Source organism: Nocardia pseudovaccinii (assembly GCF_050942345.1).
Taxonomy (GTDB): domain Bacteria; phylum Actinomycetota; class Actinomycetes; order Mycobacteriales; family Mycobacteriaceae; genus Nocardia; species Nocardia pseudovaccinii.
The window spans coordinates 5,685,111-5,698,548 of the sequence record NZ_CP192074.1; the positions used below are offsets into that span (position 1 = coordinate 5,685,111).

Genomic DNA, 13,438 nt, shown 5'->3' on the forward strand with positions numbered 1-13,438 from the left:
GATTACTGCATCTGGTCGAGCATATCGGAGAACGCCGCCTTCAGGCGCAGCGCCTTTTTGATCTCGTCGGCGGTGACGTAGGGGTACTCACCATATTCGAGAAAGCTCGGAAACTGGTGCTCCCGAGCAAATTTCGCAAACGCCTCCGGGTTTTCCTTCCAGTCGTCGGGGAATCCCTCGAGATTGGTGAAAACCGTGGTGATACCGGTCTGGGCGAACAAGGTAACGGCATCCTCGGTGTATTTGTCGAAATCGGTGTCGAAAATTCCTTGATATTGGAAGTGCAGCCCCGATCCGACGTCGAACAATACCCACCGCAGATAGTGCAGCCGCAACGGCGCCAGCACATCCGGATCAGCTGCTACAGCTTCCTCGATCTGCTTGCCGTACGCGCGAATAGCCTCCTCGCGACCCGGTTTCACCTTGGCGATGATCGAGAACCCGTAGCTGGCCGGCGTCCTGGGATAGACCGGGCCGTATCTACCCCGCTCCAACTCGAAATAGCCCTCAGGGGGTATGGCCATAGCAGCCGGTTCAGTCCAGTCACGCTCGGTCGTTGTCATATCTTCACCCACCTTCCGCGCCGCAATAAGCCGGACCTTGAATATGCTATGCCTCGGTACACCTCGCCGAAACCCCACACAGCACCGGCAATTAGGCCAGAATCAAGTCGGTGGCGTCGGGGCATTTAAACGTGCACCCAGAGCACAACGGGAATCAACCTGACCGAGAATCCCGCCCGATAGGCGCTCGGATTTGACAGGATGACGTCATGTCGACATCGCCGCAAAACACCGAGCCGACGCCGGCGCCGCGCCAGTTGTCGACACCGCGAGCGGCCGCCCTGGCCGGAGTGGTCTTCGCGGTGTTGTTCGGCACAACGCTGATCTTGATCCGTATCGACATGCCTGACGGCATCGAAGGCTCGACTCGTTGGCTGAACAGTCGGCAGAACGCGATCAGAACAGCGACGGTGCTCATGCCGTTCGCCGGAATCAGCTTCCTATGGTTCATCGGCGTCGTCCGTGACGGGTTCGGGCGCTACGAAGACCGGTTCTTCCTATCGGTATTCCTCGGTAGCGGGCTGCTGTTCCTGGCGATGATGTTCGTCGGCACCGCCGTCGCGGCCGGTCTGGTGTCCAGCAACACCGACGTCACCGACCCGGCCGCCCGCGCCGCGGTGGTCGACTTCGGCAAGATGATCGTGGTTTCGGCATGCCAGACCTACGCGCTGCGGATGGCGGCCGTGTTCATGATCTCGCTCGCGACGATTTGGCTGAAGACCGGGCTGATGCCGCGCTGGCTCGCCGGTGTCAGCTATCTGGCGGCCCTGGCACTCCTGGTGGCCAGCGAAACGAGCAGATGGATGACGCTGGCCTTCCCGGCGTGGGTGCTCCTGGTCAGCATCCTCATCCTGGTTCGCTCCCCATCCCGAACGTGACAAATACCCACCGGGTCTGCGCGACTGTGCGACAGTACCCTTTGTGGACGAGCCAGCTCCCCGCCGTACGGCCGATCTGGAGATGGTCTACCGGACCGTGGCGGACCGACGCCTGCAATACGAGAACCTCCTCTGGCAGGTTCCCGCCCTCAGTCTGACTGCCCAGGCATTCCTGTTCAGTATCTCGATGGGAGCCGACAACGATTCCATCGCGCGCATAGCCTCGTCACTGCTCGCGCTGATCGTGTCGGTCATTTCGATCATGCTCATGGCCAGCCATCGCCTTGCCGAACGCAAGGACGCGCTGTGGCTGGAGCGGTTCGAACAGCAGCAGATCGGCACGAGCACCTGGGGTTCACATGGCGCCGTCTTCGAGACGCAACTGCAGAGCGTCGATCTCGACGTCCCCTGGCTGGACAACCTGATCCCGATGCGGCAGATGTTCACCGTATGGGTCGTCGGACTGGCCTGTTTCGGCGTGGCCGCAATCTTCATGATCATCCGAACACTGGTTGCTGTCGTGCACTGAGCTGTACAGCGATGGCGGGCCTCGGCCGATCCGGTCAGGTGTTTTCGACGAAGCGGTACCAGGGACCGCGGAAGGGTTCGTAGCCGATGCCGCCGGGACCGGCGGGGCCCGTGCTCGGGGCGCTGTCCGGAAAGTAGGCGAAGCCTTCGGAATCGGTGGCTCCGCCACTGACGTAGAACAGACACGCGCCGTCGCGGCGGGTGATGTAGGTGACGGTGTAGACACCAAGGCGGGTGCGATGGCCCGGATTGGCGCAGGCGGTGGCCTGATCTTCGAGAATGGGCCGGGACAGGCGCCAACCGGTGGTCTCGGGCACTTCATACCACACCAGCGCGGCGAGCGCGGCGATCAGTAGCGGTGCGGTAAGGCTCACGAGGACAGCGTGATAGCGGATCAGGCCCAGGATGGCGAAGACGATCGCGACCAGCCCGACCACCGAAAGTCCCACCCACAGCAGCACTTTGGCCGGAAAGCTGCCCTGAGCAGCCAATTCCCAGCACAGCGCGGCACAGAGCAACGCGATGACGGTGGTGATGGCGCCCATCCAGAGCTCGAACCACAACGGTGTCGGTCGGGGGCGGCCGCTGCTCATGCCAAAGAAGATACGTCGATCCGCCCTGTCCCCGAAGGGAATCGGCTCACCGTCTGTGGAGATATCTCACCGGGCAAAGGAAACCCCCGGACTCGGCGTCCCATCGAGGGGCCGGGACCGGGGGTCGTCGTACCAGACGTTCAGCTCGGCTATTACAGCGGCGGGAAACCGGCCGAACCGGTGGCCATCCAGTTCCAGAACATCGCCGCGCGATTCACAACCAGCGCGAATACATCAAGGACAACGCTTCCCATAAAACTTCCTCACATCCGACTGTCTCGTGCAGCGCCCAGGGTAACGGATCGTTATGCGGGTCGAAACCGGTCATCCGCCCCGTCGACGGCCGTCGTGTGGTACAGGAATCCCCCGCCCGGCAAGCGCCCGGACGGGGGGATTCTCGAGTCACTCAGACGCACAACGCCTTAGACGCAAGCCAGCGCCTTGGCCTCCCGGCGACGGCGGTGCAGGATCGGCTCGGTGTAGCCGTTCGGCTGCTTGGTGCCGTCCAGCACCAGTTCCTTCGCGGCCTGGAACGCGATGCTGCCCGCGAAGTCCGCCGCCATCGGACGGTAGTTCGGATCGCCCGCATTCTGCTTGTCGACCACCGGCGCCATCCGCTCCAGACTGGCCACCACCTCATCGGCGGTGACCACGCCGTGACGCAGCCAGTTCGCCATCAGCTGGCTCGAAATGCGCAGGGTCGCACGGTCTTCCATGAGACCGATATCCCGGATGTCGGGCACCTTGGAGCAGCCGACGCCCTGGTCGATCCAGCGCACCACGTAGCCGAGGATGCCCTGGGAGTTGTTGTCCAGCTCCTGGCGCTTCTCCTCGTCGGTCCAGTTCGGATCGGCCGCGAGCGGGATCTCCAGGATCTGATCGACGGTGGCGCGACGGCCACCGGCGGCGATCTCCTGCTGCCGCTCGAACACATCGACCTGGTGGTAGTGCGTCGCATGCAGTGTGGCCGCGGTCGGCGAGGGCACCCAGGCGGTGTTGGCGCCCGCGCGCGGGTGGCCGATCTTCTGCTCGAGCATGTCGTGCATCAGATCCGGCATGGCCCACATGCCCTTGCCGATCTGCGCCTTACCGGGCAGGCCCGCGGCCAGACCGGTATCGACGTTCCAGTCCTCGTAGGACAGGATCCACTGCTGGGTCTTCATCTCGGCCTTGCGGACCATCGGCCCGGCCTCCATGGAGGTGTGGATCTCGTCGCCGGTGCGGTCCAGGAAGCCGGTGTTGATGAACACCACGCGCTCGGCGGCCGCCTGGATACAGGCCTTCAGATTGACCGTGGTGCGGCGCTCCTCGTCCATGATGCCGACCTTGAGGGTGTTGCGGGTCAGGCCGAGGACGTCCTCGATCCGGCCGAACAGCTCGTTGGTGAAGGCGACCTCGTCCGGGCCGTGCATCTTCGGCTTCACGATGTAGACAGAACCGGTGCGGCTGTTCTTCAGCTCGGTTGCGCCGAGCAGGCTGTGCTTGGCGATCAGCGAGGTGATCAGGCCGTCCATGATGCCCTCGGGCACCTCGTTGCCCTCGGCGTCGATGATCGCGTCGGAGGTCATCAGGTGACCGACATTGCGCACGAACAGCAGCGACCGGCCGTGCAGCACCAGCTCACCACCGCCGAGCGCGGTGTAGACGCGGTCCGGGTTCATGGTGCGGGTGAAGGTCTTGTCGCCCTTGGTCACCTTCTCCGCCAGCTCGCCCTTCATCAGGCCGAACCAGTTGTGGTAGCAGAGCACCTTGTCCTCGGCATCCACCGCGGCGACCGAATCCTCGAAGTCCATAATCGTGGTGACCGCGGACTCCAGCACCACATCCTTGACACCCGCCGGATCGGTCTTGCCGATCGGCGAGGCCGGATCGACCTGGATGTCGATGTGCAAACCGTTGTGCTTCAGCAGGATCGAGGTCGGCGAGGCCGGATCGCCCAGGTACCCGACCAGTTCCGCGCCATCGGCGGCCAGCGTGGTGACCTCGTCGTTGCTCAGCGTGACCGCAAGTTTGCCGCCATCGATCGCGTAGTGCGTCGAGGACCGGTGCGAGCCGTTGGCCAGCGGGGCGGCGGTATCGAGGAACTTGCGCGCGAACTCGATCACGCGGCTGCCGCGGACCGGGTTGTAGCCGGTGCCCTTCTCCCCGCCGTCGGCCTCGGAGATGGCGTCGGTGCCGTAAAGGGCGTCGTAGAGCGACCCCCAGCGCGCGTTCGCGGCGTTGATCGCGAAGCGCGCGTTCATCACCGGCACCACCAGCTGCGGGCCCGCGGTGGTGGCGATCTCGTCGTCCACATTCTGGGTGGCGATCTCGAAGTCGGCCGGTTCCGCGCGCAGGTAGCCGATATCGCCGAGGAAGCTCTTGTAGACGGCCTTGTCGTAGTTCGCGCCGGGGTGCTCGGCGTGCCAGGCATCGAGCTTGCCCTGGATCTCGTCGCGTTCGGCCAGCAGGGCGCGGTTGCGCGGAGCGAGGTCGTTGATGACCTGCTCGGCTCCGGCCCAGAACGCGGCGGAATCTACGCCGGTTCCGGGGAGCGCCTCGTTCTCGATGAACTCGTGGAGAACGCTGGCCACCTGGAGCCCGCCGACCTGAATCCGCTCTGTCATCTACTGCCTCACTTTTGAGAAAGCCGGGTGGGAAAAATCGCAACCAATGTTACCCATCGGTAGTGATGTGACGGTGTGTCGGGGCCTTGATTGTATCGTCCGGCGGAATTAATGTACTGATTGGAACATTACCGGCAGCCGGAGCAATGGAGCGCAATGCCAGGACAGTCGTTAGCGGATAAGGTCGCGCTGGTCACGGGCGGTAGCCGCGGGCTCGGCCGGGAGATGGTGCTGGCCTTCGCCGCGGCCGGTGCGGATGTGGTGATCGCAAGTCGCAAACTCGACGGGTGTGTCGAGCTGGCCGATGAGGTGAAGAACACCCATGGACGGCGCGCATTTCCGGTGGCGTGCAATGTCAGCGATTGGGCGCAGTGCGATGCGCTGGTCGAGGCGGCCTACGCGGAGTTCGGCAAGGTCGACGTGCTGGTCAACAATGCCGGGATGTCGCTGCTGTATCCGAGCCTGGATCAGGTGAGCGAGGACATGTTCGACAAGGTGATCGCGGTCAATCTCAAGGGCCCGTTCCGTTTGTCGACCTTGATCGGCACCCGGATGGCCGCCGCCGGTGGCGGTTCGATCATCAATATCTCCTCGATCGAGGCCGAACGACCGGAACCGCTCGCGGTGCCCTATGCGGCCGCCAAGGCCGGATTGGCCAATCTCACCGGCGGACTCGCGCAGAGTTTCGCGCCGACGGTGCGGGTCAACACGATCCAATGCGGTCCGTTCGAGACGGATATTTCCAAGGCGTGGCCCGATGAGTTGCGCACTGAGCTGACTCGGCATATGGCGCTCGGGCGGATCGGTCGCCCGGATGAAATCGTCGGCGCGGCACTGTACTTCGCGACGGATGCTTCGGCGTATTGCACCGGCGCAACTCTGGCACTGGACGGCGGTTGGCGATGAAGGCACTGACTTACCAAGGACCGCAACAGATCTCGTACACCGAGGTGCCCGATCCGATGCTGCCGGGCCGCGACGGCGCAATCGTTCGGGTGACCGCCGCCGGAATCTGCGGCAGTGATCTGCACATCTATGCCGGGCACGGCTTCACCGACGGCACCGGATACAGCGTCGGCCACGAGGCCGTCGGCGAGATCGTCGAATTGGGTTCGGACATACAGGGATTCACGGTCGGTGACCGGGTGTTGGTCTCCGCTTCCGTCGGCTGTAACCGCTGCGCGAAGTGCAAGGCAGGCATCGTGGCGGCCTGTGAACGCCACCCGATGCCCGCCGACGCCTGCTATGGACTCGGCGGATCGCTCGCCGGTGCACAGGCGGAATATCTCGCGGTACCCCACGCCGAGGGGAATCTGGTACGGCTGCCCGATTCGGTCAGCGATGAGGCCGCGATCGTGCTCACCGACAACGCGCCCACCGCCTGGTACGGCGCACGCCGCACCCGCATCGCACCCGGTGAGACCGTGGTGGTGATCGGGCTGGGACCGGTCGGGCTGATGGCCGTGCAGTCGGCGTTCGCGATGGGCGCGGCGCGGGTGCTCGGGGTGGATCTGGTGGCCGACCGGCGCAAGCGCGCCGCCGAATTGAGCGCGGAAATAGTCGAATCCGACGAACCCAAGACCGTCATCCGCGAAATGCTCAGCGGTGGTGCGGATGTCGCGATCGAGGCGGTCGGCGCCGATGCGACCATCAAGCTCGCCATCAGCGCCGTCGGGCATCGTGGCCGGGTCGGCGTGGTCGGCGTCAGTCATAATCGCGCCTTCCCGTTCCATATGCAATTGGCGCAGGTCAAGGAGCTCGAATTCCATATCGGACTCTGCTCGATCCAATACGAACTGCCCGCACTGCTGCGACTCACCGCCGCTGGTCGAATCCGGCCCGAAGCCGTTGTCACACACCGATTCCCGATGTCGGACGGTGCGAATGCCTACCGCATGTTCGCCGACCGTGCCGACGGGGTTTCCAAGGTCGTACTGGATCCGCGCAAATGACCGCAGTATCGCGCAGCGATTCCATGAGGGGTGGTGGCCGGGTGACGGGTGGGCCCGAGTTGGCCTCGCCTCGTCGCCGTGGTCGTCCACCGGCCGCGGAGACCACGGCCGAGGCGACCAGGGCGCGCATCGTGACGGCTGCGGTGGAACTGTTCGCGGAAAAGGGTTTCCACGGCACCGGCGTCGCGGAAATCGGTGATCGAGCGGGGGTTCAGCGGGGTGCGCTGTACTACCACATCGGTTCCAAGGAAGAGCTGCTCTGGCAGATCCTGCGCGATTACATCCAGCTCATGCTCACCGATGCCCAGCGGATCTCCCGCGGCATCGACGACCCGATCGTCAAGTTGCGCAAGCTGATCCACAGCCACGTCGGGCTGATCATCGAGCACCGTCGCGAAGTCGCCATCCAATTGCGCGACGTCACCGCACTGACCGGTGAGCGCGGCGAAGAACTACAGGAAATGCGTGACGAAATACAGGCCTGCTGGCAGCGCGTCATCGACGCGGGTCATGCGGCGGGCCTGCTGCGCACCGACGACCACGTGGTCACCAACAGTGTGCTCGGCATGCTGAACATGGTGACCTTCTGGTACCGCCCATACGGCGGGCGCTCCCCCGGTGAAATCGCCGACATTGTGGCGTCCACCGTTCTCGACGGCATCACCGACACGAAAGGCTGACCATGGCTTGGGATTTCGAAACCGACCCGGAATACCAGCGGAAGCTGGACTGGGCGGCGGAGTTCGTCCGCACCGAGGTGGAGCCCCTCGATCTGCTCTACCCGAATCCCTACGACCGCACCGATACCGAGGCGATGGCGCTGATGCGGCCGCTGAAGGAGAAGGTGAAGGAACACGGGCTGTGGGCCTGCCATCTCGGACCGGAACTGGGCGGCCCCGGCTACGGGCAGCTGAAGCTCGGGCTGCTCAACGAGGTGCTCGGCACTTCGGTGTGGGCACCGTCCGTATTCGGTTGCCAGGCACCGGATTCCGGTAACGCGGAAATCCTCGCGCACTATGGCACCGAGGAACAGAAGGCCAGGTACCTGGAGCCGCTGCTGGCCGGTGAGATCGGTTCCTGCTATGTCATGACCGAACCCACCGGCGGGTCGGATCCGACGCTGTTCAAGACCCGCGCCGTGCGCGACGGCGACTCCTGGGTCATCAACGGCGAGAAGTGGTTCAACTCGAACGCGCAGTTCGCCAGCTTCCATATCGTCATGGTGGTCACCAATCCGGATGTCAGCCCGTACCAGGGCATGTCGATGTTCATCGTGCCCGCCGACACCCCCGGTCTGGAGATCGTCAAGAACTTCCACGTGCACGGTTTCAGCGAGCACGAGGGACATCTGCGCTTCACCGATGTCCGGGTGCCCGCCGACCACCTGCTCGGCCAGGAGGGTATGGGCTTCATCGTGGCACAGACCCGCCTCGGCGGCGGCCGGGTGCACCACGCGATGCGCACAGTCGCGTTGGTGCGCAAGGCCTTCGACATGATGGCCGAACGCGCGGTCTCCCGGCCGATGCGCAAGGGGGCCCTCGCGGGTTTGCAGATGACCCAGGAACGCATCGCCGACAGCTGGATCGAGATGGAGCAGTTCCGCCTGCTCGTCCTGCGCACGGCCTGGCGCATCGATAAGGAACAGGACTATCTGAAGGTCCGCAAGGACATTGCCGCCATCAAGGTGGCGATGCCGAAGGTGATGCACGATATCGCCCAGCGCGCACTGCATCTGCACGGCGCCATCGGCGTCAGCCAGGACCTCCCGTTCGTCGACATGATGAATTACGCCGAGGTCATGGCAATCGCCGACGGCCCCACCGAGGTCCACAAGATCACCCTCGCCAAGGAAGTCCTGAAGGATTACGCCCCGGGCGATCCGGTGTACCCGAGCGGCTACCGCCCCGCCCTGCGCGAGCAGGCCCGTGAACTGGTGGCGCGCCGCCTGGAACACATTGTCGGCAACCTCTGAAATCGCTATTGGGCGGTCAAGGGGTGAACGCTCAGCGTGCAGGTGTCGATGGTGGTGCTGACCGCGTGCGTATCGGTGGTGTTCGGGGCGGTGACCAAAAGCTTCGTATACGTGGGGCACTGGTTGCCTTCCGCATCCACCGCGCCGCCCTCGACCACTGCCTCGGCATTGTGGTCGTGATCCAGGACGACGGTCGGTGGCGTATCGATATCGGCCGGGAGACCGCCCAGATAGCCGCGCAATGTGCGCTCGGCGTGCAGGAGCGGCCCGCCGGGGCCGGTGTCGACGCCAGGGTATCCGGTCAGTGTGCACGCACCGCTGGCGCCGACGACCGAGAAATGCATGCGCACACCGCGGTGGCCCGCGCCGGGCGACATCGGTTCCACGCCGACTATGAGCTGGCTGCCGTCGCATGCCGGTATCGGCGGCAGCGGCGAAGCCGGTTCGCCGGTCGCTCCAGTTGGCTGCTCTGTGGCTGCCGCACTCGGCCCCGGCACGCGGCTACCGGCGGTCGTCGAGATTGCGCTCGTGCCTGCGGCTGCACCGTGGCCGTGATCACCGCCGGCGCAACCGGCCAACGTGAGAACCGCGCAGCAGCCCAGCGGCACCAGATATTTCACCGTCGATGTCGACATGGAACACATCCCTTGCGTATTCGATTCGAACTGGTGCCCCACTGATTCGTTGCGGACGCCACTTCCGGAACTCCCCGTTCGACACGCGGTCCCCCCGAGCGGACGAGCCTGTCGAGCTGTTTATCGGCCGCACCCGTCGAACGTTATCGGTGCACACCCGGATAACCAGGTCTAATCTGGGTGCCCGGAGGTAGGCGAGTGATCGCATACGAGGTGCGGCGGGTGCACAGTTGCGAGTTCTGCGGTACCGACGACCGGGCCCTGGGCACCGACAGCTCGTTGGACCGGGCGAAGTCGATCGCCGAACGCGACGCGGGCCTCGCTCTCGAATGGACATGGTTCATCGCCGACGGCGAGTGGCCGCTGAGCGCCGATCCCGGGGATGGCGTGTACCGCTACTACATCTACGCGCGAGAGCCGACTGCGTAATCGTCACGAGGCGCGTACGACCGGATCCGCATATCCCGCAACGGGACTCAGTTGCAGTACCGACGGCATCCGCCGGGTGAGCGCGGTCGGCCCGGTGAATTCCACTCGGCCGGTTCGCATTGCGTGCGAGAGCGGAATGCGTCCCAGCCAAACCTGGTACAGCGATTCGACATCGGAGCTGATGGTGACGTCGACCGGATAGCCGGGATCGGCATCGCACACCGACAGCACACCCGATTCGACGACGATCCAATAGCGCCGGAAGTCGTCGGTGAACCGCACGCACAACACATGACGCTTACCGGGAAACGTGGATGTATCCAACCGGGAGTGCATCCACCACACCAGCAGCCCGGCATCCAGTTCCTCGGGCCGCGGTTCGCCGAAGGTCCAGCGTGCACCCCATTCGCCGAGCCCGAACAGGATCGGCTCCAATTCCCGACCGGCGGCGGTGAGCAGGTATTCGCTGCCCATTTTCTCGATCAGCGCCGCCCGCTCGAGTTGGCGCAGCCGCTCGGCGAGCAGACTTCGTGACAGTAAACGTTGAGCACATTTGGGTGGATGTCGGTGGTGTGTGTCATTGTCGGTTCGTGACCGATGACGCGACCGTGCTGCAGGCGTACCGGTTCGCGTTGGATCCGACCGAGGCGCAGAAGCAGATGCTGCGATCGCACTGTGGGGCACAGCGCAAGGCGTTCAACTGGGGTCTGGGCGAGGTGAAGGCGAACCTGGATCAGCGGGCCGCGGAACGCTCCTACGGCATCGCCGATGCCGAGTTGACCCCACCGGTTAACTGGTCCGCCTACGGCCTGCGCAAGAGGTGGAATCAGACAAAAGATGTCGTTGCGCCGTGGTGGCGGGAGAACTCGAAAGAGGCGTACTCGTCGGGTCTTGCGAATCTAGCTGCGGGGCTGTCGAATTGGGCGAAGTCTCGATCCGGCGACCGCAGCGGGGCGCGAGTGCGTTTCCCGCGGTTCAAATCCAAGCGCTCGGCGAAGTCGTGCCGGTTCACCACCGGCGCGTTCGGCTTGGCCGACACCGATCGTCGGCATGTGCAGCTGCCCCGGATCGGCGTGGTGCGCACCCACGAGTCGACCCGCAAACTGGCTCGCCATATCGAACGTGGCACCGCCCGGATCCGGTCGGCCACCGTGAGCTTCACGCGGGGTCGCTGGTTCGTGTCATTTTCTGTCGAAGTCGAGCGCACCCACCGTGCCCCGACCCGGCCGGACACGGTCGTCGGTGTCGACCTCGGTATCACGCACCTGGCCGTGCTGTCACAACCGGTCCCCGGCGTCTCCGACTGCCACGGCATGGTCGCCAACCCGCGCCATCTCGAACAGGCGCACCGCGGGCTGCAGCGACTGCAGCGCCAAGCCGCCCGTCGCCGAGGTCCGGACAGGCGCACCGGTACCAAGCCGTCAAAACGCTGGCAGCAATCCAACTCCAAGATCACCAAGCTGCGCGCGAAAGTAGCGAACTGTCGTGCCGACGGCCTGCACAAGCTCACCACCGCGTTGACCGACCGGTTCGGCACCGTCGTGGTCGAGGACCTCAACGTCGCCAGCATGCTCCGCAACCATAGGCTGGCTCGCCGGATCGCCGATGCCGGATGGGGCGAGTTGCGCCGCCAACTCAACTATAAGTCGGGCTGGCGCGGCGGCACACTGACCGTCGCCGACCGCTGGTATCCATCCTCGAAAACCTGCTCCAACCCAGTTTGTGGCGTGGTGAAAACCAAACTGCGCCTTCGTGATCGAGTGTTCTGCTGTGATTCGTGCGGTCATCGCACGGATCGCGACCTCAATGCAGCCCGGAACCTGGCCGCACTCGCGACCCGGATCCACCACGGCACGTCCTCCCCGAGTTCCGGGGCGACGAAAAACGCGCTCGATGGAAACCCCTGTAAGACCAACCTCGTTGGCAGCGGGTACCGCCACGGGAAGCCCCATGAGGGCAACGCCGCGTAGCAATACGCGACTCCGAACAAGCGTGCAACTCAAGCACACTCGTTCGCAACGGTTCAATGGATGGGCACAGCTTGCTTCTTGTGCGACGGGAGGGAGTCATGGTGTCCTGATAACCACCACAACCGTGGACGAGGCGGTGACTGCCCCTCGGACACGATGAAGGAGTCGCGCACCCCCTCGCCCGCGGCTCCTTCATCCCGCCGCGCCGGGCGAATCGTCGGCATTGCGCATTGTGTTAAAAATGTTCAGCGTTTGTCACGGGTTGTTCCCGCATCAACCCCTGGTCAGACCGTACGGTTGTCTCCGACGCGACGGCAGGCAGTCGCGTACGGCCCCCGGCCGCTTCGGACCTAGCAAAACCGAGGTGTGGACCATGTTTATGCGCAAGATGATCGGTGCAGTGGCGGGAACCGTCATGGTAGGTGCGGCGGGCGCCGTCGGCGGTGCCGGCGCGGCGACGGCAGCGCCCGATGGCTGCCCCGACCTGTATGTCGTGGCGGTACCCGGCACCTGGGAGACCTCCGACGCCAATCCCGGCGAGGGCATGCTCGCGAGCGTTACCGATAACCTGCCGCGAAATACCAGGACCGACTACGTGACCTACGCGGCGACCGCTTTCCCGTGGGAGACCGATGTTTACGGCCGGTCCAAGCGGCAGGCCATCGATAATGCCCGCGGCCTGGTCACGGCCATGGCCCAGCAGTGCGCCGAGACAAAGATTGCGCTGATCGGCTACAGCCAGGGCGCGGATGCGGCAGGCGATCTCGCCGCCGAAATCGGCACCGGATCGAGTCCCGTTCGGCCCGAACGCATCGCCGCGGTCGGGCTCATCTCGGATCCGCGCCGCTCGCCGACCGACGCACTCATCGGCCCGCCGGTCGACGGCGCCGGCGCGGGCGGCCCGCGCATCGGCGGCTTCGGCTTCCTCACCCCGAAGACCCGCACCATCTGCGCCGTCGGCGACCTCTACTGCGCCGCACCGCCCACCGACTTCGCGACCCGCGTCGCCGGCTTCCTGGCCCAGGCCTCCGATCCCGACCCGGCTCAGCTGTGGCGCTACCAGCAGGAGGCGTTCGCCATCTTCAACGACCTGATGGCGACCGGGGTGGCCCCGCTCATCCAGAACCAGCTCGCCGATCCGGAGATGAACGAGCGCAAGCGGGAATTCGAACGGTTCTACAACTCGTTCGTACACCAGAACTATCCGACCTACGTTGTGGATTCCAACGGCGCCACCGCCACCTCGTGGCTGCGGCAGTGGCTGGTCGGCCTGGCCTGAAAAACCCTTCGCCAGCGGTGGGCACGCTGTGCC

The 13,438-nt window shown here is 64.8% G+C and carries 14 protein-coding genes; 9 read left to right on the forward strand and 5 right to left on the reverse strand.

Annotation, left to right across the window (positions count from 1 at the left end; translation table 11 throughout):
- Positions 1-2: 2 nt before the first annotated feature.
- Positions 3-563, reverse strand: coding sequence for a hypothetical protein (locus tag ACQPZ2_RS25565; protein WP_433520762.1), 561 nt, complete (start codon positions 561-563; stop codon positions 3-5).
- A gap of 209 nt (positions 564-772) precedes the next feature.
- Between ACQPZ2_RS25565 and ACQPZ2_RS25570 the strand changes: the two genes are divergently transcribed.
- Together ACQPZ2_RS25570 and ACQPZ2_RS25575 are read left to right on the forward strand one after the other, a co-directional pair.
- Entirely contained in the window at positions 773-1,441 is a 669-nt protein-coding gene (locus tag ACQPZ2_RS25570; RefSeq protein WP_433520763.1) for a hypothetical protein, read from the forward strand.
- A 43-nt stretch (positions 1,442-1,484) separates the two neighbouring features.
- A complete protein-coding gene (locus ACQPZ2_RS25575; RefSeq protein ID WP_433520764.1) occupies positions 1,485-1,970 on the forward strand; it encodes a hypothetical protein in 486 nt (161 codons plus the stop codon).
- A 34-nt stretch (positions 1,971-2,004) separates the two neighbouring features.
- Here ACQPZ2_RS25575 and ACQPZ2_RS25580 read toward each other — a convergent pair whose 3' ends face one another.
- Complete coding sequence (locus ACQPZ2_RS25580; protein WP_433520765.1) at positions 2,005-2,562, reverse strand: hypothetical protein; 558 nt, start codon at positions 2,560-2,562, stop codon at positions 2,005-2,007.
- A gap of 422 nt (positions 2,563-2,984) precedes the next feature.
- Positions 2,985-5,168, reverse strand: a complete 2,184-nt coding sequence (locus ACQPZ2_RS25585) for a malate synthase G (RefSeq protein WP_433520766.1) — start codon at positions 5,166-5,168, stop codon at positions 2,985-2,987.
- 156 nt (positions 5,169-5,324) lie between these two features.
- Here ACQPZ2_RS25585 and ACQPZ2_RS25590 point away from each other — a divergent pair, with 156 nt between their 5' ends.
- Genes ACQPZ2_RS25590 through ACQPZ2_RS25605 form a run of 4 tightly spaced genes read left to right on the forward strand, consistent with a single transcriptional unit; the run spans position 5,325 to position 9,092 of the window.
- Positions 5,325-6,074, forward strand: a complete 750-nt coding sequence (locus tag ACQPZ2_RS25590) for an SDR family NAD(P)-dependent oxidoreductase (protein ID WP_433520767.1) — start codon at positions 5,325-5,327, stop codon at positions 6,072-6,074.
- Positions 6,071-7,120, forward strand: a complete 1,050-nt coding sequence (locus tag ACQPZ2_RS25595) for an alcohol dehydrogenase catalytic domain-containing protein (RefSeq protein WP_433520768.1) — start codon at positions 6,071-6,073, stop codon at positions 7,118-7,120. Before ACQPZ2_RS25590 ends, ACQPZ2_RS25595 begins: the two co-directional genes overlap by 4 nt.
- Positions 7,117-7,800, forward strand: coding sequence for a TetR/AcrR family transcriptional regulator (locus ACQPZ2_RS25600; RefSeq protein WP_433520769.1), 684 nt, complete (start codon positions 7,117-7,119; stop codon positions 7,798-7,800). The genes ACQPZ2_RS25595 and ACQPZ2_RS25600 overlap by 4 nt, the downstream gene beginning before the upstream one ends.
- Positions 7,801-7,802: 2 nt before the next feature.
- Positions 7,803-9,092: an acyl-CoA dehydrogenase family protein gene (locus ACQPZ2_RS25605; RefSeq protein ID WP_433520770.1), complete on the forward strand. Its 1,290-nt coding sequence runs from the start codon at positions 7,803-7,805 to the stop codon at positions 9,090-9,092.
- Between the two features lie 5 nt (positions 9,093-9,097).
- On the opposite strand, the gene ACQPZ2_RS25610 is transcribed toward ACQPZ2_RS25605, so the two are convergent.
- Entirely contained in the window at positions 9,098-9,727 is a 630-nt protein-coding gene (locus tag ACQPZ2_RS25610) for a DUF4232 domain-containing protein (RefSeq protein ID WP_433520771.1), read from the reverse strand.
- 198 nt (positions 9,728-9,925) lie between these two features.
- Here ACQPZ2_RS25610 and ACQPZ2_RS25615 point away from each other — a divergent pair, with 198 nt between their 5' ends.
- Positions 9,926-10,156, forward strand: coding sequence for a hypothetical protein (locus ACQPZ2_RS25615; RefSeq protein ID WP_433520772.1), 231 nt, complete (start codon positions 9,926-9,928; stop codon positions 10,154-10,156).
- A gap of 3 nt (positions 10,157-10,159) precedes the next feature.
- On the opposite strand, the gene ACQPZ2_RS25620 is transcribed toward ACQPZ2_RS25615, so the two are convergent.
- Entirely contained in the window at positions 10,160-10,840 is a 681-nt protein-coding gene (locus ACQPZ2_RS25620) for a winged helix-turn-helix transcriptional regulator (RefSeq protein WP_433520773.1), read from the reverse strand.
- On the opposite strand from ACQPZ2_RS25620, the gene tnpB reads away from it, so the two are divergent.
- Both tnpB and ACQPZ2_RS25630 read left to right on the forward strand, forming a co-directional pair.
- Positions 10,747-12,126, forward strand: a complete 1,380-nt coding sequence (gene tnpB / locus ACQPZ2_RS25625) for an IS607 family element RNA-guided endonuclease TnpB (RefSeq protein ID WP_433520774.1) — start codon at positions 10,747-10,749, stop codon at positions 12,124-12,126. The genes ACQPZ2_RS25620 and tnpB overlap by 94 nt on opposite strands.
- 379 nt (positions 12,127-12,505) lie before the next feature.
- Positions 12,506-13,405 (forward strand): cutinase family protein, encoded by a 900-nt coding sequence (locus tag ACQPZ2_RS25630; RefSeq protein WP_433527523.1) that lies wholly within the window; start codon positions 12,506-12,508, stop codon positions 13,403-13,405.
- Positions 13,406-13,438 lie beyond the last annotated feature (33 nt).